Source organism: Evansella tamaricis, from assembly GCF_019042215.1.
GTDB classification, from domain to species: Bacteria; Bacillota; Bacilli; order Bacillales; family Salisediminibacteriaceae; genus Evansella; species Evansella tamaricis.
Genome location: NZ_JAHQCS010000141.1, coordinates 1 through 25,969 on the forward strand (window position 1 = coordinate 1; position 25,969 = coordinate 25,969).

A 25,969-nucleotide genomic window follows, 5' to 3' on the forward strand; every position below is an offset into this window, starting at 1 on the left:
CGTAGAGTGGTTAGACCGGCCATTTAGATCAAATGATCTTATCCGAATGCACGAAAATGCCTTCCGCTTTTATGGAGGAATGTCCATTGAAATAGTCTATGATCAGGATCGTTTACTGGCAGTCAGTGAAAATGCCGGAGACCTTATCATGACAGCAGAATTTACAAAATACCAACAGACAAGAAAGTTTAAAGTATATCTTTGTAGGAAGTCCGATCCACAGTCAAAGGGAAAAATTGAACAGGTAGTAAAGTATGTAAAAATTAATTTTGCGAAGAATCGTACTTATGATAATTTAATAGATTGGCAGAATTCCTGTATGAGATGGCTAAAGCGAACAGGGAATTATAAGGTCCATCATAATACAAAAAAAAGACCCGTTGAGGTGTACGCCCTGGAAAAGCAACACCTACAAAAGGTCTCTGGAACTTACATTTTTGAAGATATCTTCGATTCTAGTATATCAAGAGATATCCACAAAGACAATATCATTCGGTTTGAGGGCAATCGTTACAGTGTACCTCGTGGTACATATCGAAAAGGCGCACCGAATATTGCCTATATCGAAACTGATAATGAGTATTTATATATACGGCTACAGAAAAACGGACAAGTCCTGGCACAACATAAAATTGCGGAAGGAAAAGGAGAGGTGATATCGGATCCCACTCACCGGAATCGCAAGCAGACCAAACGCGATCTTCTCATCCAGCAGGTGGAGGAAATGTTAGATAATAAAGAATCTGCAAAGTGGCTCGTCGAGCTGTTATCTGAGCAATACCCTCGTCATATAGTTGATCAATTGAAAGTGGTGCAATCCGTTATCTTGAAGTACCCTGCCTTCGTTGAAGAGGCAATTAATGAAATGAGACGTCTGCGACTGACAAGTGCAAATGATTTACGAGATATCGCCATCTCTTTGGAAGTTCAAAGCCGAAGGCAAAGAAAGAACTCGGAAACTTTAAATGAAAAATATAAGGACCTAGTAGCACCTGAGCGAAAAGAGGACATCTATTTCAGTGTTCTTCAGGGAGGTGGAAATAGATGAGCCAGCCATACGAAGTACTTCAGGATAAGTGTCGCACCTTGCGATTAGCGGAAACTTCTAAAGAGCTGCCAAACCTTCTAAGAGAAGCAGAAGCAAAAGGATGGACATATTATGAGTTCATCCATGAAATTCTACGGCATGAATTGAGCTGTAGAGAGAGAAAGAACAGTGAAAAACTGATGAAGTGGGCAGAATTCCCTGAGGTTCTGACATTTGAGAATTTTCGATTGGAAGAACAGACAGCGATAGGTGAAAAACAACTAAATGTATTAAAACAACTATCTTGGATCGATGAATGCTTTACCCTAATTATGATGGGACCAACAGGTGTAGGAAAGACTCATCTGTCGACAGCCTTAGGCATCCACGCCATCGAGCACGGCTACCAGGTATCTTTTATATCCATGGATCGTCTAATCTATGTTTTAAAATCAAAAGAGTACTTAGGCAAGTCTAGGACGAAATATAAGCGAATCACTAATTCTGACCTTATCATCATTGATGACGTTATGTATATGGCATATGAATCACAGGATGCACACTTGTTCTTTCAGTTCATCTATGAAATGTACGACAAGGCAGCGTTCATCCTTACATCTAACAAGGGTCCTGGGGAATGGGGAAAGTTCCTTGGAGACCCAACGTTAACTACTGCAATCTTAGATCGCCTTCTTCATCGTAGCGAGATCTTGACCTTTAGTGAAGAGCAAGACAGTATTAGGATGAAATACAGAAAAGCATTATTTGACAATCAAAAGGTTGAATCATAAATAAGGGAGAAAACTAAAATGAGTAGTCTTAACGCAGAAGAAGCAATTAGTTTTTTTAAATCCTACGGATTTAGAGTAGATGAAGAATCGGTGAGGGAATGGATCAAGGACAACAATAAGATGGCAAATATGCCTTATAAAAGGCGCCCTATCGTTGAGAATGATCTATATAGATATAATGATTGGTGCAAGGTAAAAGGAACGGCCTATGAAGAAGGGATCGATGACAGAACGAAAGTTGCCAGACTGTTAACGGAGAATTCCCTACTTAAAAAAGAAATTGAGAAGCTAAAAGCAGAAAAACAACAATTAGAAGAATCACTAGGACTGAATGATTGGATTTAGAAGTGAAAAATCCCCTGTCTTTATGACAGGGGGATTAAAACTGAAGAAGGCAGTAACCATTATTGAATAATCAAGTGTTGAATCTTAATTGATGAAAACTGTTTAAACTTATTTATCAAAAACTGTTTAATTCTACTTGACGGTTACATTCCTCCACGATGTATTGAATCGTCGGTTTATCAACGATCGGCAACATTTCCTTTGGCTGTGCTTTCGTGGCAGGTAAAAAGCGGGTTCCTAATCCTGCAGCTGGTATAATTGCTTTCCGTACTTTCATGTGAAAACCCACTCCTTATAAATAATATAAAACCTCACTTCATTTTCATTTAGGAAAGTAAAGTGAGGTCTCCTTATCTGGTTATAACAGTTGGTTTTTTGTCCGTATTAATTTGATAGTATTGTCTATACCAATCCACAAACTTTTTTAACCCTTCATCGATAGATGTCGTTGGTTTAAATCCCGTTGCCTTATTTAGATCATCAATATCAGCAAAGGTAGCTTGTACATCCCCTGGTTGCATTGGTAAAAATTCTTTGTTCGCTTCGATACCTAGGTGCTTTTCTAGTGTATTAATAAAGTCCATTAAACGTACTGGTTTGTTATTCCCAATATTATAGACTTTATATGGAGCATAGCTCGAACTTGGATCCGGATTCACCCTATCCCAGTCATTATTTGGTTTAGGAGGCTGGTCAATTAATCGAACAATCCCTTCCACAATATCATCAATATAGGTGAAGTCCCGTTCCATATCGCCATTATTAAAAATTTTAATAGTTTCTCCATCAATAATTTTTTTAGTAAAGGAATAATAGGCCATATCTGGTCTACCATATGGACCGTAAACCGTAAAGAAACGAAGTCCTGTTGTTGGAACACCAAATAAGTGACTATAGGTGTGTGCCATTAACTCATTCGATTTCTTAGTGGCAGCATAAATACTAACCGGATGGTCCACTGCATCCGATGTTGAAAATGGCATCTTCACATTAGCACCGTACACAGAACTAGATGACGCATAAATTAAATGCTTTATTTCATTATGTCGACACGCTTCTAATATATTGGTAAAACCTAGTATATTACTATTTATATATGCTTGAGGATTTTCCAGACTATAACGAACACCAGGTTGTGCTGCAAGATTAATAACCACATCAATGTTTTCATTTTGAAAGCAATCATTTACTGCCTTTTGATCTGCTAAATCAGCCTCATAGAATGTAAAGTTAGAATATCTAGTTATTATATCTAAACGATCTCTTTTTAATTTCACCTCATAATAATCATTTATATTATCAAATCCAACTATATGATAATTTAAGTCTAAGAGCCTTTTGGATAAGTGCATGCCAACAAACCCGGCAGCACCAGTTATTAAAATATTCATGTTTCTCCTCCTTGATTACTCTCAACCAGGACACCTATTATAGTATCCCAAAATAGAGTTTTAATTTTATGAATACATAAAACAAACAGTCGACTGTTAAACTTTATAACAAGCGACTGTTTGTTTCTGTAATATTTAATATCAGTATTTAGATTTAAACACTTTTTCTTATTATGGAAAGGTTAACTGTCCATGGATGTCCCCAAAAAAAACCGTTTTCAGCGGCCTCTGACAATACTTCATCCCTCTCCAGTAGGAAACTATGAGACGAGTACCTGTCCCTCAGTTTCCTATACTATATCGAGCACTATCTATATTTGTAACATTTTCCTTATTTAAAATACCGCCACCACCCCCCAACCATGGCAATGACGGCGACTTTAATAACATGTTTACTCGATAAATATACTTAGACTTTCGCAATTTAACGCCCCGGGGGTCAGAAACCAGAATTTCTGAGAACCTTCGGTTACAATTAACCCAATTTGAAATTTAATAGAGAACAAGTCGAACACACTATATCGCTCTAATTGCTTAAAGGAGTACGAAATCATCCCCACGATTCCACTAAGTGACTGAACTGTTAGCTTTTGTAATTGGTTGATTTAAACGATTAATAAAAGGAACCCCAAACAACCAATACACATCAAATTTTCTCGCATAAAATGTTGCTATGAGCGGGAATAAAACTCCCGAAAAAACCAAAATTAGAGTTGCTAGCAAAGTTTGATAAGGCATAATAATTGGAAGTACCTCCCTTAATATACCTACAGGTAGGAAGTGCATAAGGTATATTGGAAGAGTATTCCTTCCCAAAAAACCCAACCCCCGAAATACAGTAAACCGGGAAAGGATAATAGCAATAATAATACCTGTAATGATCCCACCACAGCTAAAAACAAAAATAGCTAATGGGGTTTTCGCCCATGGCGATTCTAACGTTACTACCAAAGTAAGGAAAAATATAATCACAAATAGAAAATGGTATGAAACTATTTTGTTAGCGATTCGTTTTGTATATTCAGAAGCAAGGTAGCCTAATAAGAAAAATGGATAGAACCATAAAAGTGTATTAATAAAAGTCTGTTGTCCCGATTGTATTGAAATTGTAAATAAAATCATAGCTAAAAATAATGAAACTACCTTTATATTTCGGGTTAACCTTGTAATTATTAAGAAAATCAGTATTGCATAAATAAACCATAGTGTGTTCGGCGGATCTATAAAAATTGACAAAATACTTTTAAGGTCTCCAGCCCTATTACCTAAAAGTAGGTATGGTGCTATCGTTACAACTAAATATCGTATTATTGCCCATAAAACAAACAAGTATAATAAATGTAAAACTTTAGACTTAAAAAAAGAATAGATATTACTAAATATGGATTTATGAATAAAAAGTCCTGATAGAAAAAAGAACAATGGCATTCTAATACGAATGAATAAATCATTGTAGTAAAGAATTGTCTCATTATATAATAACGAGTCTAATTCTCGAAACATTGAGTGATGCAAAACAACTAATATAATTGAAATACCTTTTGCATAATCAACCCAATTTATTCTTTCTGCTGACACTAATACACCACATCCTAAAATAATAAAATTATGCAATTTCCATTATATTTTTGAATATATCTAGTGAACTTTATATCTCTACTAATAAAAAAGACTCTTCGCTATTTTGAGTGGATTACAAGGTTATCATTTGTATTAACTTAGCTAATAGTTCAAACGTGAAATTGCCCGTCAAGGAGAGCGCTTGACAGCCACCTTCAGGTTTGAACATTGGTAGTTAGCTGACACAAGGACAAATATTAGCCATGAGGATGTACCTCAAACTCAAACTTATCAGCGGTTGCGGAGGTCAAGGCGAAAAAATTTTGAAAGGACTTGTAACCTAGTGTTTTTCGTTTCAAATCTTGAACAAAACTGTTTGTACCATCGAGTAGACTTTTCATAATAAATAGCTAGGAAGCTAAAAAAATTGTCAATATCACTTAGTCTTTGATTTTAATCGTATCATATACCCTACCCTTCAATAATCAAAGCTTTTATCAATTAATAATAAAACGTGAAAAAACTAGAATTATCCCTAAATTGTAAGTATTCAATACCTTAATTGTTTGAATTAGTACTCCCACCATTTATTGAATCATTGTTTCTCCCCCAAAAATAAGGACCACTGGTTAACATTAGTTTACCAAAGAAATTGTATATCTATATTTACCAGTAGCGTTTGAAGGGATCTCATCCACAAAAATAATGTCTATCACACAATTAATCCCCATAAATTCTTTTATAGATTCCTTTATATTATCTGTCTCTGTATCCTGCTCTACTTTTTCAAGATAAAATGAAGTATCTTTTATTATTTTAATAACAATTTTCTCATAATCTTCTTGAATAATTTGATACTTTAATATCCATGATTTACTATAAAAAATTTTTCTAATAAAACCTCCATAAACTTTTGTTCCATCTATAGTAGTAAAATTATCTGTTATTCTTCCTGAAACTTTATTTAATAGGGGAAAGTTCCTACCGCATCTGCATTTTTCAATTGACCACTGACCAATATCTCCAATCTTATATCTTATAATAGGCATTGCAAAGTTAGTCAATGATGTAACAACAATCTGACCCTCTTCATTAGCACCTACTGTTATACCCTCTTCATTAACAATCTCCACATAATGAGTGAATGGAGACACATGTAATCCACTCTGCTCGCTACATTCGCATGCAATATCACCAACTTCTCTAGAGCCATATCGGTTGAATGTTTTTGTTCTGAATACAGACTCTATTTTCTCCCTTACATCTGGAAATAATGTACCCGCTGTTGTCATAATTGAATCAGGGCTATGGATTTCTAACTTTTCATTTTCAATGAATTTAGATAATTCATGAATACTCTCAACATAAGCCAATATTTGCTTTGGTTTAAATTCATTTATTGCTTTAACATAATTCTGCATTTCTGAAATACTCATTTTGTATGCATTTAGATCCCTCTCTTGTTTTATGAATTTTTTAATCTTATTTGTTGTTACACTTCCTTTACTTATATTTATATCTCTTTCTGCACCCCATAATTTAATTTGCTTATCTCCGATGTAACGACCTGTCCATTTATCGTAAAAAAACTTCACCGCACTTCTCCATTCGATATATTCTTTATCTTGAATAAATTTGGCCGGTACTCCAGTAGATCCTCCTGAAGTGTTAACATTCCATTTCCTATTTGGCAAATCTTTAGACTTCAAATTCTCAAACTCATCTTTCAATACCTCCTTAGTCATGAAAGGAATCTTTTCAAAGTCATTTACATTTATTTTACCATCAGACACTAAATTAATTTTATCAAATAAGGCTTTATAATAAGGTACATTGTTATATGAGTGTTCCAATAATTTATCTATTTTTAACCTCGTAATTCTCTTTATTACCTTTTCAGTTGACCATTCCATTTTGTTCATAGTTTCATAATAATTCAAAGTATTACCATTATAATTCAATATTGTTTCTATGAGTTTACGACGTAATAATATTTTCAAATTTTTCCTCTCTCCTTTTTCATAGTGAGTATTATTGTCACTAAAATAAGAATTGCATTAAAAATACCACCGATAATACTATAGACTGCTATACTGGCAACTGCATTATAGTTTAATGCCACCCAAATCATTGCAACAACCCTTATTGTAAAAAGAATCATTTCATATGTTAATAATATCCTCTGCATCATAAATACTTGAATTATGGCTACAGACGGTCTGTTAATAAACCCAAAATATAGCCAAATAACGATCCACCTAGAATATTGTCCAGCTTCAATCCATTCTTCACCTAAAGTAAAAATAAATAAGGATGGTGAAAATAAAAATAGAATTAATGCTGGGATAAAAGCAAAAATACTGAGGGAAATCGTCATTTTAACTAATGAGTTACTTAATTTTTTTCCATTGTTATATGCTTCAGATATTTTCTGATAATATACCTGTTTAATTGATTCAGACAGGAGGTTTGCTGGAAGTTTTACTAATTTTAGCGCAAGTGCATAATAGCCTACAACTGCAGGACCAAAAAAAGCACCTAATATAAACGGAGCCATATTTTGTGAAATTGCATTTACAAATGCTTGTGTCGAACTAAATAATGGAAAGTCTTTATATTTTATAGCTAGGGATTTGACCGATTTTATATTTTTTGAGCCTAAAACTTCAGTATCTATATTTGGTGTTACTTTTTTTAAGAGGTATATGGTTGCTAAAATTTGACCTAATATTTGACCCCCAATTAAACCAATTGTTCCTACTTTGAACCAGCCACCAATAAGTTGAGAAGATATTAAACCACTAGACCTAATTACCCTAGAGTACGATATCCTTTTGTATTTTTTGTATCTAGTTGACCAATATTCCAATGTTTTGTATAGCCCTATAAAGAATGCACTAATTGGCATAAACCATAGCCATTTAGTAAGTTGAGGTGCATCTAGTAAACTAGATAAAAGTGGCCCAACAAAAGGATTAACTAAAAATAATACTATAGTTATTAGTACTGTAAAAAAAATAGAAAGGAAAAATATATTCGATGCATCTGTTTTTTTATTTGGGAGTACAATTGCCATTTCGTATCTTAACGTCATAATAGGTGTTAGGATACCCAAGATTGATGTATAATAAGCTAATACTCCAAAATCAACGGGGGTATAGAGCCTCGTTAAAATTGGTGCTGATATAATTGTTAAAATTTGAGCTAATGCAGAACCAGTTATTATTACCATTACGCTTTTAAAAAAATTATTTTTTTTCAATTTCTTTAGCACTTTTGTTACTCCTATCAACAAGCAATTTTATTGATTAATAACAGAATACCCTTTAATAATTATATCGATCTACTATACTTATGCAAAAACCCCCACAAATCCCTCTGTTGGGGTTCCCTTCAAATTATCATTGAGTTGTCTTTCCCATTTGTCTCCAATAAAACTATTAAGAACTTATTCAGAATATTTTTCTCTTAAGACCAGACTTACGTTTAATTTGCATTGTTGTATTCTACCCAATACTTCCATGAAAATATACTAACATCAAGATATTTTATAATTCTATTCAAAATTAAGTTTTCTACAATAACTCCAAACTTCAATATCAAAAACTAAAATAAACTATTTTATTTAATTTATCCCATTTGCAATTTAATGTCACTTTGATACCTTTATTCAAAAATACACTCTTTTATTGATGTTTTGTTATTTTAGTATTCAGTTTATTGATTAAGAGATTTAAACTCTACTATTATCAATATAATTAGGTCTTTTTATGCAATTCATTAATCCTTTGTTTTTTTCTAGAGCCTTAATTTCTTACCTATAGTGTTATACTATATTAGTCACACCCCGAACAAATAATTTAGTATCTAGAATTATATTTATAATTTACCACTACTCCGTATGTAGCAAAAGATCCTAGCATACTTAATTTCATTAGCATTCCTTCACCTAGGGATAAAGCAAAAAATGTTGTAAGTAACAGAATTGGTAAAAATGTAAATTTATCATTTGAATAAATTGCATACTTAAAGCTAAAAATGAAAGCAGTGCATAAAAATAATAAAAACAATATTATAGAAACCCATCCGTAAACTCCTAAAATTGCAATAAAGGTATTATGCGCTCCACGACCAAAATTCAAATAAAAATAATCATATCCGTTTCCAAATATACCAGCTTCTTGTATTGCAGTAATCCACATATCATCACGGTTCGAAAATACTCCTGATTCTCCTTCTGATCTTCTCTGGTTTTTATCTAATATATTGTTTACAAATACATCTCTTATTGTCCCAGGGACAAAGAGAACAATACTAATAATCATAATTGAAACTAAAAAATAAATACTTTGTTTAAATAACTTAATTATTCCTTTGTTGTATAATTTAACCAAATAAAGAAAAATTGTAATAAATACTAAAAGTAATGCTGTTAGAAAACTTGTTCTACTTGCTGAATATATTATTCCGACAAATGATAGTGCTGATAAAATTATTACAATAAAAAAATATATTTTCTTTAGTCTTTTTGAGGTTATATTATCAATTATTATTGAAAGAAACACAGCTAGTAAAGTAGCACTAACAGTTCCAAAGGAGTTTGGGTTATAAAATATACCAGTGTATGGCATTGAATTAATTCCATCGACTAATAAAGGAATTACAACTAATGGAAAATGACTTAAAAATATAGCATTTATTACTAAAAAATTTGATTCTCTTTTATATAATGAGGGGAAAATTAATACCAATGCCAAATATACAACAGCTAGTTGTAAAATTTGAAACATCATACTGATACTAGAATTATATAATGCTGAAGATAGTGCCCATAGTATAAAAAGGTAAAATAATAATGTACTTGTATTTTTTACATACACTTTAATATTATTATCTAATAGATAGCAAAAGAATAGTAAGAGTGATAACGGGGCTAGTATATTTTGGAAAGCCCTCCAATTATCAATCATTAATATAGATCCCGAAAAAAACAAAACAGATAACAACAATAAAATCGATACCTTTTTTGTAAACCTCATAACAATACCCCATTATCCCACCATTTTATATAAATTATTAGATATTATACAAACCATACATTTATGTTGTCTTTTATAAGTTATTTGGAAATAAAATATTTAGATATTGTTCCGATATTTTTTCTAAAGAAAAATCCATAGCCCTGTCTTTAAGGAGACCACTATCTTTAGGTTTACGTAAGTAATCAATTATAGCATTCGCCATACCAATTTCATCTCCCACTTCTACTAAAGTTCCAAATTTCCCATCTTCGAGTATTTCAGATGGACCACTTGGACAATTTGTGCTAACAACCCCAACACCGCAAGCCATAGCCTCAACTAGTACATTCCCAAACCCTTCCCAAGCTGAAGATAGAACAAATAATGATGCATTACTCATATATGCAAATGGATTGTTTACAAACCCTGGAAGTATAACATCATTTTCTAAGTCTAGATCTTTAACTATCTTCTCTAAGTGACCTCTTTCCGATCCTTCTCCGAGAATTACTAGCTTTGCTTTTACTTTTTGATTAACAATCTTAAATGCTTTTATTAAAGTAGGAAAGTCTTTTTGTGGAACAAGTCTTCCTACACCTAAAATTACATGGGTTTCTTCATAAAATATCTTATTATTAAGTTTTTGATATCCTTTCTCTAAAATATCCGTTGTATATGCTGGATTATAAATAGTAGTGATATTCGTTTCCGGAAGTTGACAATATGCTATTAGATCATTTGCAATCCCATTAGATATAGTTACCACCTTATCTGCCTTAGGGTACAATTTTTTTATAAAAAAAGGTATAAGCCTCAATTTATAGTTTCTAGAATTTCTTATTGCACTTGATAAGTGATTTCGTTCACTAACTATTACTCGAGTATTTACTCTGGAAAATTGCTTCGCTAACAAACAAATAATATTTGCTAAACTTAATGCTGATAAAATTACATCTGGTTTATTATTTTTTAAATACTTTATTAATCCAGGTAGAGCCATATAACCCTTTGAAACATTTAAATCAACTATTGGTAAATTATCAGGTAGTAACGAAATATATGGTCCTTTATACTTTGAAACTATTAACTCTACATTATACCCCTTATCATTAAATGACTTTGCTAAGTTTATGATCATTCTTTCTGCACCACCACCATTTAAGGTTGGTATATATAAAGCAATTTTGTTTTCAACCATTGTATTCTCCTAATTTTTTCATTCGTAGTAATTAACTCTCCTATATAATATAGATGTGGTTAACACAGTAATATTGAAAAAAGATCTATTAGCATTTTAATTTTATTTGAAAAAACTACACCAACTAAATTTCAATATTTAATACATACATTTCGATATTTATATTAAGATTAAATCTAAAAATTTAAATAGAAATGACTACCTCGCATTTCGAAACTATAGAAATACAATAGGTGCTCATAGAGATATGCAATATTAATATAAAATTAATTTAGTTATGATTTTTGTTTAATATTATTATTTAGGATCCAACTTATTTACTAACTCCTTATATTTTACAGTAGTCATTTCCCCTATCATTAACCAATCATATTTTCTAACTAGTTCCTTAGCTGCCAAACTTTTTTCTCGAAGTTTATTCTTCTCTGATATAACATGTAGTAACGCCAATTTTATTGATTGAACATTGTTGTCTGCAACCCAACCAGCATTCGAACCTTGGATTTCTTCTTTCATATTAGTACCTTCAGTAACCAAACATGGTAAACCATAAGACAAAGCTTCAATTAACCCCATAGAATGGCCTTCAAAACGAGATGTCATTATGAAAAAATCAGATTCTAATTGAATTTTTTCTTTCTCGTCATCAAATACTGCATCGTGAATCGATAAAACCCCATGAAGCTGTTTTTCAATTATCAATTTTTGTAGACTTCTTTTTGAACTATATCTATCAGGTCCATAAAGTTTTAGTACCACATTTGAATTTATTAATTCTTCACGTATTTGTTCACATGCCTCTACGAGTAGATCTAATCCTTTTTGATAAGTATCAATTCTCCCAATAAATATACCTTGCAATTGTTTTGAATTATTCTTCATTTTTTTTCTATCTTTAAACCCAATACCATTAGGAATTATAATAGAATTCTTATTCCAATTTGTTCCTGATTCATCAAGTTCATTAGTAGTTAAGTATTGAATTGCTTTCGCTCTTTTAAGAAACCCATTAAAAAATATTATATTCCCAATAATCTTTTTAATTTTCTTTTTGTTCCTTGCTTGTTTAGTTAGGGCACTTCGTGGAATGACAATATATGGGATACGTTTATTTAATACTTCATAATATATTTTGCAAAAAGGATATTCATAGACACCTTCAAATACTACTAAATCTGGATTATCAAATGGTTTAGGAAGGTATTTTAATTTTCTTCGAGGATAATTTGACAAATTATTACACTTTGTTTTTTTCAACCACTCATCTTTCATTACATAATTCAAATTGTACCAAAAAACATTATCATATTTTGATTGTGCTTCAATTTGACTTGGAACACTTTCATTTGGTCCCTGCCATCTATGTCCGGCTAATTTTGATATATATAAAATGTTCACTTTTTATCACCTTTAACTTTATATATTATAAACTAGTGTGTATGAAACAAAACATTAAATATTTATTAAATTATATGAATCAAATTCATAATTTGACTTATCTCTTAAGATAAAACATTTAACATTTTAATCTAAAAGAATAAGAGATACAGTGAATTTTATTGATCCCGTTACTCTTTGGAATTGTTTTTGTTTGTATTTAAAACAGCGTGTGAATATCAAAAATATTTACGCAATGTGCGAAACAGTTCTTTAAAATCAGATTAACTTAACACTGATTTTTTGTTTGAATGACTTAAAACATCTTGAAACTATAAGTAAAAGTCGTTACTGTGGATTGTATAACACTTCGGCAGAAAGGTGCACTAATTGAAACTAATTAATGATTATATCATTTGAACCATCCGATACTTTGAAACATTTTACTTTTGATGTCGTTCTTATTCAATAAATAATTCATCTAATTCCTGTAAAAAATCCCACTACTTTGAAATTGTTTTTGAGTTTACATTATAGATAAATCCTTAAATCTCAGACTATATTTATCCACTTTTAGTGAAGTTATATCATTAATAAGGTTTTATTAATCTCTAAGTTTATCATAACACCATTTTTTCACTAAATTTGGAAGTAACCTAAACACTATTGAACCGATTTTTAACAAATTATGCATAGGTGATAAAGTATTATAGCTAAATTGTGCCTTTGCAATTCTACATACTGATTTCCAACTTCCACGCTTCTTCTCTACATTTACTGATCTATAATATATTAATGGTTCATTGATATTAGCAACAATAATTCCTTTCTTTAAAGCCCTAGCCCAGAGTTCTGTATCTTGACTAGTGTAAAACTCAGTGTTATATATACCTATTTTCGAAAAAATCTCCCTCCTGAAAATAACTGAAGGATGAATAAAAGGACTTCTATAATGAAAGAACTTTTTCATTTCAGCATTTTCGACTGGCATTCTCTTTAAAAAAAGTTCATTTGTTATATCTTCTTTGAATTCGTAAGCCCAGGTACCAACTATACCAACATTCTGATGTTTTTCTAGGAAACCAATTTGTTTTAATAATCTATCATTTACGGAAATGTCATCTCCATCCATCCTTGCATAGTATTTTGTATTAGAATTTAGGATTGATAAATTTAGAATGGTTGGTAGACCTGAATTTTTTTCAGTTTTTAAATGAATTACGTTAGGTACTTTCTTTTTATATTCTCCTATCAGTTCTGTATGCAAATCACTAACAGGACCGTCCTGAAGAAGATGAATTACATCGGGACTAAGGCTTTGCTCAATTATTGAATCTATAGCCGTTTTTAAATGGTTTACATTAGAACCATTATGGAATGGAATACCTACGGTCAATGTAGGTAGAGTATGATCTTCTAGTTCATCAATGTTATGACTAACCGATTTCGATGTTCGTATTGGCATATATCTTTTCCCCTCATTAAAACTATTAACTAAATTTTATACCGACTGTTTTTGTTTTATATTTTTGGGAATCTGTTCTTCTTCAGCATAATTATCAATATTTCTTCTTCTCGTCCCATCCATAACACCTTTTCTCAATAAAACGTAGATAATAGTTTTTAGAAATATCTTAAGATCAAAAACAAAACTTAAATTCTCAACATAGTACCCATCAAGCTTAGCTTTCTCCCCTTCAAACAACTCATCCCTACCATTTATTTGCGCCCATCCTGTTACTCCCGGGTAAACATTATTAGCACCATGTACATCTCTTTTTTCGATTAATTCAACTTCATCTAATATAACTGGACGTGGACCAATGATACTCATTTCCCCTTTTATTATATTCATTAACTGAGGCAGTTCATCTAAACTCGATTTCCTTAGAAACTTCCCTACTTTTGTAACCATCCTGTCAGGATTATTAATCATAAATGTAGGTAAATTTTTTGGTGTTTCAACCTTCATCGTCCTAAACTTATAAATCATAAAAGGTGTTTTGTTTTTTCCCATTCTTTTCTGCGTAAATAAGATAGGTCCTCTTGAATCTATCTTTATCAATATAGCTATTAATAAAAAGAATGGTGAAAAGATAACTATTAAGAAGAAAGAAATAAATAAGTCCATGACACGTTTCCCAAAAGTTCTATACACAGAAACTCTCACTCCTTTACCTTTATATTTTTTATACTTATTTTCGAAGCGCGCTCATCACTAGATCGCAGCTGCTGCGACACCACTAGTCAGCGCCTTCTGTATATGTAATAGTTCAAATGGCACGTATTTCCTATTTGCACGTTACAAAAGTTTAGTAGTTTTCTCTATTTTAATTTTAAGATTCTTGTCCAACTTTTGTATATGTGGTATACTAACTCCATAGTAAAGTAGTATTTTTATCCCTTTTTTTCCTATCAAACTAAGTACTTTTTACTGAAAAAGTATCTAATACTTTTATTAATATAATTTGCTGTGCGCTATTACTTAAAGCACGAGGCTTTTATCCAAAGCCAATATGCTTCTAAACGTTCTAGTGTTATTCATGACGTTAAATACATACTTCACCCTTTAAGAATAGGCATTAAACCTAACCTCACACCGCACCAGTGGCGACTTGCGCCTAAGGACTGCTCTCTCGCATCCCACAGCATGGCCGAGTTCCCCCGTTGATAAAGGTTAGGGGGCGTCACCTAAACAAGTTGGTTAGTGGTTAGTTACTAGTTGGTTAGTGGTTATTGGTTAGTTATTAGTTGGTTAGTTACTAGTTGGTTAGTTATTAGGAAAGTCTTAAGTGCCGTTTTATAGAATAATTCTATACAGCTGATCCTAGAAACAACTCGGATGTTATAACGAACACCATTAACGTATTGGATTCAGTTTCTATTTTTTCAGCTAACAGAAGTAACCGGAATTTATTTTACTTTTACTAAACCGGTTTCTGACATGCTCGTAAAGGTAATATCCTTACTATTCGAGGCCATTATTAATCTGGGATATTGGCTTCCTTACTGGGATTCGTGAATAGAGTATCAGTTTACTAGTTTACTAAAATAAACCAAATAGTTTTTTACGTCTGCGGATAGTATTAGGTTGCTCCACCATCACATGTTTGTTATCAATAAGCAATTCCGCATTTTCCATATAAAAGTAAACAAAACTTTCTCCAAACTCTTTGTTAATCGTTTCATATGCTTTTTTTAATTGAAAACTACGGTTTGTAATATTATGTGCATCACTGGCAATAAAATGAGCCAGGTTCGAATCTATTATTTCTTCTGAAAAAGCTTTGATTTTTTTCCCGAAATGACCTGTAATGCTGGCAGCAGTGACTTGTGTCAATGCCCCATTTTTCACAAGATCGTATAACTTCCCCGGATGTTCTATCAACACACGGTTACGCTCAGGATGTACGATGACTGGCACAAGGCCAGCTAATTGGATGTTATAAAGAAGGTCGGCGGTGTACATTGGCACCTCGCCGGAAGGGAGTTCTACAAATAAATAATTACTCGTATTAAGAGGTAGAATGTCTCCGCGATGATAGTCTTCTATAAGTTCTCCGTAAAGGCGACACTCTTGTCCAGCTAGAATTGTAATGTCTAGCTTTTTTTGTTGTAGGATGATGTTTGCTTGATCGACAGCTTTATAAATGTCTTGCTTTTTGTTCACATAGCGCCCATTTTTATGATGGGGAGTTGCCACAATGGTCGTAATACCATCCTCCAACGCGGCCCGTGCCATCTGTACCATGTCTTCTGTTGTCTGGGCACCATCATCCATCCTTGGAAGGATATGACAATGGAGGTCTATCATGATATTTCGACCCCTTTCTTGCTCCTATGATATAAAAGTACTAGAAACAATGTTTATATCATAGCACTTTTTTGAGAAAAAATGGTAGTATACATGTAAATTTTTTGTAAAATTCTATTACTTATTTCTCCGCATAGTAGTAATAATAATGATTTCCTTTTGTATTCCGGTCGTTAAGCACTCCACCTAAAATATGGGCATCCACTTTCCGGAGGGATTCAATCGCCTTTTTGCCCGCTTCTTCTTCTGTTTTCCCGCTTCTCACCACAAGAATTACCCCATCACATAGTTTCGATAAGATTTGAGGATCTGTTACTGCATTTACTGGCGGCGCATCAAAAAGAACATAATCATACATTTTGCTCATCAAATTTATTAAATCTTTCATCGATTTTGAACCTAAAAGTTCACTAGGGTTGGGAGGCAATGGACCTGACGGTAAGACAAAAAGATTCGGTATGGACGTGTCATAAACTGATGCTTCGAACGTCGTCTGCTTCGTAAGGACATTTGTAATACCTATTTGATTTGGCAATTGAAACGTAAAATGATTCGTGGGCTTTCGAAGATCGGAATCCACAATCAGGACACGGTTTCCTTGCTGAGCAAGGGCAATTCCCAAGTTAGCTACTGTTGTGGATTTACCTTCACCTGGTCCTGAAGACGTTAACATAATCGTACGGACTTCTTTATCCACGGAAGCGTATTGAATATTCGTACGTAACGTTCGGTATTGTTCAGCAACAGGTGATTTTTGATTGAAGTGGGTCACTAAGCTCCGCTGCTTATCGGACACTTGCGCTTGTTTTTTTGTTTTTCTAGGCGCCATGTGAATCACGTCCTGTTCTGGTTTTTCTTGTAGTTGGGAGGGATTTTGTTCCCACATCTTTTTCATTAATGGATGAAATACTTCCTAGCGCTGGTATTCCAAGAACCGTTTCCAGCTGCTCTTCTGTCTTGATCGTGTTATCCAAAAATTCCAGTAAAAATGCAATTCCTACCCCTGCCATTAAGCCCACTACGAGAGCTATGGCCATATTTAAATTCGGATTTGGTCTAATCGGTGATGGGTTTGGGGACAATTCCGCACTGGAAAGAACGGAGACATTATCCACACTCATTATTTCGTAAATATCTTCCTGAAATACGGCTGCCGTTGTATTCGCAATCGCCACTGCTGTTGCTGGATCAGGATCTTCTACCCTGATAAATAGAACTTGAGAATCCCTTTCACTCCCTACCGTAATTTGATTACGTAATGCACCATAAGAACGTTCCAGGCCAAGTTCTTCAATAACAGGTTCTAAAATTCTCGGGGATGTAATTATTACATTATATGTATTTATTAGATCCATATTAGTCCGGAGGTCACTTTGTGTATAAAATTGTCCGTCTTCCCTCGACTGGTTAACGAGTAATTGGGTGGACGATTGATAGATTGGTGTTAAAAATCCATAGGAATAAATGGCACTTGCCACTAGGGCTACCACCGCCAGAGCAATGATCAATAATACCCTCTTTTTCAATGTTTCATATATTTCTTTCAGACTAATTGTTTCTTCCATGATAGCCTCCTAATACGAGATACAAGTACATTTTTCAATAGTTTTAATCCTAACTGATTTTGTAGGATTTGTAAATATCATGTCGTTAATAAACATTATTTGGATAATAGGTTGGAATGTTCGGATTTTGCTAATTTTCGGAGGTTGATTTTGTTCGTTTCGTTCGCTTCGTTCGTTCTATATAACAAATATACCATCTTCCTTCACAGGAGTATAGTACTATTGTGGAATTTGTCAGGAAAATTTACATTATTTTTACAAAAAAGGGCGTAAACTGTAAGTATAATGGACAGTATGAACCACTAGTCATATTTGAACAAATTGTGAAAAATGATTGTATTTGACTCAATTTCATACAAACTTATAATAGTAGTTTCGTCTTTTTAACCTTTTATTTGATGCTTCCCCGTTGGACGGCATCATCTCCTGCGGGGACTCGTCGGCATGTAATGTAAATAACACTTTCAATTAAGCTGCTTCATTCCTTTATCGTCCTCATTATTGGAAAATTTACATTGCTAGTTCGATTCTAGACGATTATACTTTACTTTAAATAAATCACTTATCCTAGGAGAATAGATTTGAAAAAAGCATTGATCATTATTGGGAGTATTTTGTTGCTCATTGTTGTTGCCGTTGGCGGCTATGGATTTTATCTATATAAAAACGTTCAAGATACCGTTTCTAATAGAATGTTCCAAGAGCTAGAACGAACAAAGTCGGAGCTGCGGGAAGTGGAAGTGAATCAGGAAACAGACCCCCTTTCTTTCTTGTTGTTGGGGATAGATGCACAAGATTCGGCCAGAGGTCGATCCGATACAATCATCGTCTTAACGATGGATCCGAATGATGGTTCCATGAAAATGGTGAGTATTCCAAGGGATACGTACACCGAGATTGTTGGCCGAGGAACACAAGATAAAATTAATCACGCCTATGCCTTTGGTGGACCGGATATGACCGTTGCATCCGTAGAAAATTTCTTGCAAATTCCGATTGATTACTATATTGCCCTTAATATGGAGGGTTTTAAAGGGATTGTGGATGCCATCGGTGGCGTTACTTTAGATAATGATATGGATTTTACTCAAAGTGGATTCCACTTTGAAGAAGGAGAAATTTCCTTAGATGGGGAAGCGGCACTTGCTTTTTCAAGGATGAGATATGAAGATCCCCGCGGGGATCACGGCCGAAACGATCGTCAGCGGCAAATTGTACAAGCGATTATTCAAGAAGGGGCACAGTTAGAGAATATTACGAAGGCCTTTACACTGATTGATGTGCTCGGAGATAATGTAAGGACCAATTTGTCGTTTGATGAAATGATTGATTTCCAAGCGAACTACCGAAACGCCCAATCGAATTCAGAGACGATCACGTTTGAAGGAAGTGGCGGAATGGATGGGGGCATTTGGTATTATTATGTCTCGGATGAAGAACGAAACCGTGTTTCCAATGAACTTCGGGAGCATTTGAAGTTGAATTAAGGGGAGAACGGAGTGCCGAAAATGGCACTCCGTTTTTGCTATGCATGGGATTCCTCGAACAATCATACAAAACATGTACATAAGAAAAGCGCAAGCTCCTTGGTCACGGGCGAAGTGCAAAAACTTATGCTTATCTCTTATAAAAGGAACCCCCATGGAGTTCCCCGTCTTTACGTATTCACTTTATAGAATACAAGAGATTTTGGTTATTTCTTTTCTTTTTCACCCTATTGTTAAAATACTCCTTATCAACACCTAACTGTTGGCTCAGTATTCGGCGAAATGTTCCCTGTTTTATTTCTCCACTAGACTTTTAAACAGCAACAGAAACATAATTAAAATCCCCATTTGGTTTGGTTTTTTTATATAAGGTCATCTCGGCTCCCATGCCTCACAAATTCATATCCTTCGTTCTCTAAGAATTTTCGTAAATCCTTCCAACTAGCCATAACAAATAAGATTCTTTATTCCTTCGAGATCTTCTTGAATTAAAACATTGATAACGATAGGTAGATGGGAACGGCGATTCGGCGCATGATAGAATTGTGTAAACTCATAAACTCATCATAATAAAGTTGTGCATAATCCATCAGTTTATATGCCATATCTTCAATTAACTTTTCCAGCGTATCTCCTTGAGCTACAAGTTCAGGATTCTCCAATAGGGAACCGGAAAAACCATACTCATCCTCTTCAAATTCCATATGAACGTTAGAGTTGGCCATTAAATCCATTAAATGTTGTTTCGATAATGATAAAATAAAATCACGATTTCTTGTAAACGCTCTAGGTTTATCGCGAACGACGGAATCAACAAACTCACTAAAATCTCGCCTAATGTCTGATGATTTTAATACACCTTGCATTATCAACTCCCCCTCCACCTCCAATTTATCTCAATTTATCATATTTATTCGCATTTTCGGTAATAAAATGTACAAGTTGAACATTTGGTACGTTTTATGTTTATTCAATCCCCTATTTGTTCTTGATCATTCTTCCATTTTCAGGAGTTATTTATTGTTTTTTTCGGGTAACAGGAATAACTTAAGTAGAATAATCATTCCAGCTTACGGAACTTTATTTTAAAGATTTCGATTATTCCTTATATCACTCCATTTTCACCATATCTCCCTCAGTTTCATTAATGCAAACCGTTTCCAAGACTTCACCGTTGGAACACCAACACCATATTTTTCACAAATATCCTTCGTGTTAAGTCCGTTTAAAATCGATTCCTTCACCCACAGTTGCTCCCGCTCACTTAGTATTGACCGCTTGAGCCAGTCTTCGATAACGATGCGCTGCTGATCATCCACTTGAGATTGTGTTCCCATAACTTCCGTCATCGTAAGTGGTTCCATGGGAAATTGATTTGTATTCCATCTGTTATCTTTATAAAGTGATTCTTTGATTCGACCGTACACATAACTTTTGGCATATGGGGCGAACGGACCTTGATTCGGATCATAGTTACGCCACGCCTCAAATAAAGCAATTCTGCCAATTTGCAGAAATTCCTCTCGATTATTTTGCAGGTTATACCTTCTGATCGCAGAGTATACGAGGGGCATATATTCCTCACAACATTCCTCAAACTCCCTCTCTTTTTTCTCTTTCTCTTCATTCCATTCTTTTTCCATGGTAGTCTCCTACCTGGAAGCGCACTTCCGCTTATTCCGCGGTAGCTTCAATGTAAAGCGCTTTTCTCATGGAAACGAATAACGAAACATCACGTTTGCTCTAACGAAACGTGATGTTTCCTCTAAGCGAAACTTCACGTTTAGTCTAGGAGAACTCCGAGTTTGATACAAATAGCTGTTTTAAACATAAATACTCTATCGAAAGTACAATCTTTTAGTTACTGGGTTTTTAGCTTATTTCTGAATCCGTATTGAAGTAATTTCTGCATTTGTATAATTCCTAAAATCTTTCGAATTCAACTCGGTGAAGTAAATACTCGAATCCGTTACTAGCGGACGCCTTCACACAAGGTACAAGTGCGACATCTGCTCATTCTTCGCAGTGTCTTCTTTGCCGCCGGGCACGGCCTCAGCCTCCACAACGCCAAAACCAGTCTTCAAACCTTGTTGAAAACTATGATCCAAAATTTTATAACACTTACATCAAAGATGGTATCAAGTGCTCGAAGGATTTAACTGAAATTTGGTAATTACAGTCCATGGTTCCTAACATTTAAACGGATATTTTACTCTATTTCTACTTAGAAACGGAGTAGAGTTTGAGGAGGCTTGCGGGTCGCACTTGTGCCTGTAGTGAAATCGAGTAGATGGATGGCATATCAACACCTATTCTCACGGATTCAGATTTATACTATTGCATAATACGTTTGAATTATGAAAGTGGGTTTTTAAACGGTTGTTTAAAAGTCGAATTTGTGTCGGATAGGTATGGAATTTCTGGTCATTTGTCGAATCAACTATAGAAGTCTCATGTAATATAATATAACGATAGTGTAAAATACCTATAAATAAGAAAAGTAGTTGTGGCAAATCACATGATTCGTATTTTCAAAGAAACCTTAAAAAAGGGGGGCGATGAACATGAACATCTTAGAAAATGTAAAAAATGTCTCTTTGGAGTGGATCCGGTCCAATTGGAAATCGATCTCATATTCCAATCACACGAAAAGTTTTACGGCACTTTTTAAAACCTTTCCGCACCCTGTTTTTCAATTGGACTTAAGCGGAACTGTCGTGAAGTTCAACCGTGCTTTGACGGACACTTTTGGTTACAGTAAACGGGATGTCTACCGTTATTTTCACACTTATTTTTCAGAACATTCGAAAAAGGACAGGGATCATTTTTTTCGCAAAGCAACGGATGGAACTGCCCAGCACTTCCATGATAAGGTTCAACACGAAAACGGGACTTCCATCGATGTGGAAATCACCTACCTCCCTATTTTTCAAGACAATCAGGTTATCGGCATTTACGGAATGATGAAAGATCTCTCCGCGATCCGGAACTGGCAACAAGAGGTGTCGAGGGCGAAGAACTCCCTCGCTGTCTCCAGCAAATTGGCCCCATTAGCCAGCTGGGAATATGAAGTGCGGAATGATCGTATGTCCTGGTCTCTGCCCCTCCTTCAGCTCTTGGGGATTAAGAAGCGGGATTATGCTCCATCTCCGAAAAAGATGGTTTCCTTTGTCCATCCCGATGACCGGGAGAAATATCGGGAAGTTCTCGACGAGGCGTTAAGTCATATAAAAGGATTTACTATAGAATACCGGATCGTTGGTCAAGGGCAGGAAATCATCTATGTGAGGGAACAGGCAAAAGTACTCGTTGATGAAGATCATATACCGATTTGGATAAGCGGCAGCCTCTTGAATATTACAGACCAACACGTCTTCAAAAAAGAAGTGGAAAAGGATAAGGAAATTCTTCAACTGATTAACTTGAATTTAGAGGCGGGCCTCTGGTCCTTTGATGTGATACATGGGCGGTTTGATCTCGTGTCTGATGGAATAACGTTCATAACCGGTTACCGGCCACAAGATTTCAAAACCTCCGAATGCTGGCTGTCCATTATCGTACCGGAGGATCAAGGGGATTATTTGGCTCGACAGCATCAATTATCAGAAGGAAAATCGTTGCATCATCAATACCGAGTTCTGGCGTTGGATGGGAAACATGTCTGGGTGCAAGATCAGACGATTCCCACGCTGGATAAGGATGGGAATTTAATCCGGCTCACAGGAATTGTCACGAATATTAACTCGCAGAAGGAAGCGGAGAGTAAAATTTCCCACATGGCGTATCATGATTATTTAACTGACTTACCGAACAAACGGTGGTTTGAAGAAAAACTGACGAAACTAATGGATTATGATGGCGTGGAAAAACGGCCGATCGCTTTATTGGATGTTACTTTGTCCCGCTTGCATATCATTAATGAAAGGCTTGGGGATAACACCGGGGATGAGGTGTTGATCCAGTTTGCAAAACGGATCAGACATATCTTGCCGGAAAAAAGCTTATTTGCTAGATTCGGAGGAAGTGAATTTCAAATTCTTCTCTGGGATTATGAGGAAGAAGAGGCAGCAATTACGTTGGCCGAGGACTTGTTGAAACAGCTAAACACTCCCTTTTTCGCCAATAAATCTGAACTATTCATTGGGGCGAATATTGGGATCAGCCGTTATCCTAATGAAGGGGAAACAATCTCTGATCTTCGGAAACATGCCATTTCTGCTTTAAAGATGGCAAAACGAAAGGGGCGGAATACATTTGAGGTGTATTCCCCTGCATCCAATATTTCCAGTTATAAACTTTACGCCATGGAACGGGACTTATGGAAGTCGATTGATAAAGGGGAACTGTTCCTTGAATTTCAGCCTCGGGTGAAGAGTTTTACCGGGGAAATGGTGGGGGCAGAAGCCCTTGTCCGTTGGCGACATCCGGAATGGGGTGTTATATCTCCGAAGGAATTTATTCCACTGGCGGAGGAAAACGGGTTTATCTTTGCATTGGGGGACTGGGTGCTGGAGCAAGTTTGTCTTGTCCTGAGACGTTGGGACCGCCTTGACGTTCCTTTCGTTCCCATCTCAGTTAATCTGTCTGCCCAACGGCTGTTGCGAAGTGATTGGGTTCGATTTGTGGATCAGTTAGTGTCGGATCGTGGTGTGAATCCTGAATGGATTGAATTGGAGATTACAGAGAGTTCCCTCTTGCATTATGAGAAGGAGATCGTCTCGGATCTGGAATATTTGCGTGGATTGGGGATAAAAATCGCGTTAGATGATTTCGGTACCGGCTATTCTTCGTTGCGATATTTAATAGATTATCCGGTGGATACGATTAAGATTGATAAATCGTTTGTGGATCATATTGGAAACAATAGTAGTAACCAGGTCATCCTAAAGTCCGTTATTCAAATGGGTACAGATCTCGGGAAAGGTGTGATTGCTGAAGGGGTGGAAACGTTGGAGCAACTTGATTTCCTGAAGCGGAATGGCTGTCCGGAAATTCAGGGGTATCTCTTCAGTAAGCCGGTACCTGAGCATGATTTGCAATTAATGTTGCATGCTGGAAAATTGAGCCCCGTGACGGAAGGGGATGGAAAGTGGAATGTTGCTCCAAATGGGAACAGTCAGGATCGTCTTGGTAGTCATGGTAGTCAGGATCGTCATCTGGCAGGGGACGGGAATGGTGCCATTCCTCATGTGGGTGTGGGTGTACATGGCTTTGGTCAGGGGCCTTTGGAAAGTGTAGCGATTGCACAACCTCAGAAGTTTTTGGGGATGCCAGGTCATCAGGTGGAGCAACTAGTTAAGAGTGCCACCGCTGAAAATTCGGATGATCATTCCCTTTCCTTCTACTATCCCTTAAAGGCTAAGTTAAGTATTATTTCGATTCAGGGAAAGGAAATCGCCTTAGGCTATACGAAAATTTTAGTCCAACGAATGGATCAGAGGCAATTAACTTTATGCTCTGCCATTAATTTACCAGTACGAAAGGATTTTATTTACCTCTTTAAGATTTCGATTATGGACACAGAGTTTTGTTATAAAGGGGTGATTGTCCAGAAACGGGAAGTCAATGATTATTATGAATATGAGTTTGTTTATCAGTTCGGAGAGGAAGATGGGAAAAAGTTGGAATCAAGAACAGGTCAAGAGAAGGGTGCTGCCGTTAGTAGCCAGTCCCAGTCCGGGGAGAGAAACCATGAAGGTTCGGGGGGTTCGGGGGGTTCGGGGGGTTCGGGGGGTTCGGGGGGTTCCGGGGGTTCTGGAGGTTCTGGAGGTTCTGGGGGTTCTGGGGATTCCGGCGGTTCGGAAGGTTCAGGGGGAGCAAGTGGCTTGGGTGGTTTATCAGGGGCGGTGATCCCTGGAGATGCCAAATCGGTCCAACGGTTATTATCAATTCTTACTACTCTGATGCGCCAACATCCAACGATTCCAGATCTTAGTCTAACGGTGAGTGGCGGAAGTGATGGTAATATTGTCAATCGTGGGAGTATTGATAGTATTAGGGGTGCTATTGGAGAGTATTTAAAGGGTTGACGGCTTGCGGTGGTAGGTTTGAAGTGGTGGTTTGAAGTGGTGGTTTGAAGTGATGGTTTGCGGTGGCGGTTTGCGGTGGTGGTTTGAAGATGGGTTTGAAGTGGATCAAGACTGAATGTTCGAATGCTAAGCGGGCAAGCGGGAATCCATAATGGCCAATGAGCTTATTATGATTCCCGTTTTCAGTGAGGTGCCATCATATTTTTCCCAAATAAGAAAAGTGCAAGCGCCTATGAACACGAGCGAAGTGCCCCGCAGCGAATATGAAAAAACTGAAAAAGTTTAAAACCACTTTTTCAGTTCCTTTTATCTGTATGGCAATGGCTGCGCTCGTCGCTCGCCTGATAGGAGAAAACCACTCCTA

The 25,969-nt window shown here is 35.5% G+C and carries 19 protein-coding genes and 1 pseudogene; 5 read left to right on the plus strand and 15 right to left on the minus strand.

Annotated features, from left to right (window positions below; genetic code table 11):
- The 3 genes from KS419_RS17285 to KS419_RS17295 all read left to right on the plus strand — a co-directional run.
- Window positions 1-1,048 (plus strand): IS21 family transposase (locus KS419_RS17285; protein ID WP_217067643.1); only part of this gene is annotated, 1,048 nt, incomplete at its 5' end.
- Window positions 1,045-1,818, plus strand: coding sequence for an IS21-like element helper ATPase IstB (gene istB, locus KS419_RS17290; RefSeq protein ID WP_217067644.1), 774 nt, complete (start codon window positions 1,045-1,047; stop codon window positions 1,816-1,818). The genes KS419_RS17285 and istB, both read left to right, overlap by 4 nt.
- A gap of 18 nt (window positions 1,819-1,836) precedes the next feature.
- Entirely contained in the window at window positions 1,837-2,163 is a 327-nt protein-coding gene (locus KS419_RS17295) for a hypothetical protein (protein ID WP_217067645.1), read from the plus strand.
- A 148-nt stretch (window positions 2,164-2,311) separates the two neighbouring features.
- On the opposite strand, the pseudogene KS419_RS17300 reads toward KS419_RS17295, so the two are convergent.
- The 13 genes and pseudogenes from KS419_RS17300 to KS419_RS17360 form a co-directional block, all read right to left on the minus strand.
- Window positions 2,312-2,440 (minus strand): annotated as a pseudogene (locus tag KS419_RS17300) (sugar phosphate nucleotidyltransferase); the annotation flags it as partial.
- 73 nt (window positions 2,441-2,513) lie between these two features.
- The gene (locus KS419_RS17305; protein ID WP_217067646.1) at window positions 2,514-3,554 is read right to left on the minus strand and encodes an NAD-dependent epimerase; all 1,041 of its coding nucleotides are present in this window, start codon (window positions 3,552-3,554) and stop codon (window positions 2,514-2,516) included.
- Window positions 3,555-4,121: 567 nt separating this feature from the next.
- A complete protein-coding gene (locus KS419_RS17310) occupies window positions 4,122-5,132 on the minus strand; it encodes an acyltransferase family protein (protein ID WP_217067647.1) in 1,011 nt (336 codons plus the stop codon).
- Between the two features lie 617 nt (window positions 5,133-5,749).
- A complete protein-coding gene (locus KS419_RS17315) occupies window positions 5,750-7,114 on the minus strand; it encodes a phenylacetate--CoA ligase family protein (RefSeq protein ID WP_217067648.1) in 1,365 nt (454 codons plus the stop codon).
- Window positions 7,111-8,388: an oligosaccharide flippase family protein gene (locus tag KS419_RS17320; RefSeq protein ID WP_217067649.1), complete on the minus strand. Its 1,278-nt coding sequence runs from the start codon at window positions 8,386-8,388 to the stop codon at window positions 7,111-7,113. The genes KS419_RS17315 and KS419_RS17320 overlap by 4 nt, the downstream gene beginning before the upstream one ends.
- A 586-nt stretch (window positions 8,389-8,974) precedes the next feature.
- Window positions 8,975-10,084 (minus strand): O-antigen ligase family protein, encoded by a 1,110-nt coding sequence (locus tag KS419_RS17325; RefSeq protein WP_217067650.1) that lies wholly within the window; start codon window positions 10,082-10,084, stop codon window positions 8,975-8,977.
- A 142-nt stretch (window positions 10,085-10,226) separates the two neighbouring features.
- A complete protein-coding gene (locus KS419_RS17330; RefSeq protein ID WP_217067651.1) occupies window positions 10,227-11,333 on the minus strand; it encodes a glycosyltransferase in 1,107 nt (368 codons plus the stop codon).
- A 297-nt stretch (window positions 11,334-11,630) separates the two neighbouring features.
- The gene (locus KS419_RS25315) at window positions 11,631-12,731 is read right to left on the minus strand and encodes a glycosyltransferase (RefSeq protein ID WP_217067652.1); all 1,101 of its coding nucleotides are present in this window, start codon (window positions 12,729-12,731) and stop codon (window positions 11,631-11,633) included.
- A 583-nt stretch (window positions 12,732-13,314) separates the two neighbouring features.
- Complete coding sequence (locus KS419_RS17340) at window positions 13,315-14,175, minus strand: glycosyltransferase (RefSeq protein WP_217067653.1); 861 nt, start codon at window positions 14,173-14,175, stop codon at window positions 13,315-13,317.
- A 36-nt stretch (window positions 14,176-14,211) separates the two neighbouring features.
- Complete coding sequence (locus KS419_RS17345) at window positions 14,212-14,841, minus strand: sugar transferase (RefSeq protein ID WP_217067654.1); 630 nt, start codon at window positions 14,839-14,841, stop codon at window positions 14,212-14,214.
- Between the two features lie 915 nt (window positions 14,842-15,756).
- Window positions 15,757-16,524, minus strand: a complete 768-nt coding sequence (locus KS419_RS17350; RefSeq protein ID WP_217067655.1) for a tyrosine-protein phosphatase — start codon at window positions 16,522-16,524, stop codon at window positions 15,757-15,759.
- Window positions 16,525-16,645: 121 nt separating this feature from the next.
- Entirely contained in the window at window positions 16,646-17,353 is a 708-nt protein-coding gene (locus KS419_RS17355; RefSeq protein ID WP_217067656.1) for a CpsD/CapB family tyrosine-protein kinase, read from the minus strand.
- The gene (locus tag KS419_RS17360) at window positions 17,343-18,089 is read right to left on the minus strand and encodes a YveK family protein (RefSeq protein WP_217067657.1); all 747 of its coding nucleotides are present in this window, start codon (window positions 18,087-18,089) and stop codon (window positions 17,343-17,345) included. Before KS419_RS17360 ends, KS419_RS17355 begins: the two co-directional genes overlap by 11 nt.
- Window positions 18,090-18,670: 581 nt before the next feature.
- Here KS419_RS17360 and KS419_RS17365 point away from each other — a divergent pair.
- The gene (locus tag KS419_RS17365; protein ID WP_246594236.1) at window positions 18,671-19,576 is read left to right on the plus strand and encodes an LCP family glycopolymer transferase; all 906 of its coding nucleotides are present in this window, start codon (window positions 18,671-18,673) and stop codon (window positions 19,574-19,576) included.
- 488 nt (window positions 19,577-20,064) lie between these two features.
- Here the strand turns inward: KS419_RS17365 and KS419_RS17370 are convergent, their stop codons facing one another.
- Entirely contained in the window at window positions 20,065-20,442 is a 378-nt protein-coding gene (locus tag KS419_RS17370; protein WP_217067658.1) for a hypothetical protein, read from the minus strand.
- Window positions 20,443-20,697: 255 nt separating this feature from the next.
- Entirely contained in the window at window positions 20,698-21,219 is a 522-nt protein-coding gene (locus KS419_RS17375) for a sigma-70 family RNA polymerase sigma factor (RefSeq protein ID WP_217067659.1), read from the minus strand.
- Window positions 21,220-22,140: 921 nt separating this feature from the next.
- On the opposite strand from KS419_RS17375, the gene KS419_RS17380 reads away from it, so the two are divergent.
- Window positions 22,141-25,605 carry a sensor domain-containing protein gene (locus tag KS419_RS17380; protein ID WP_217067660.1) on the plus strand — a complete coding sequence of 1,155 codons (3,465 nt, stop codon included), beginning with the start codon at window positions 22,141-22,143 and terminating at the stop codon, window positions 25,603-25,605.
- Window positions 25,606-25,969: the final 364 nt, after the last annotated feature.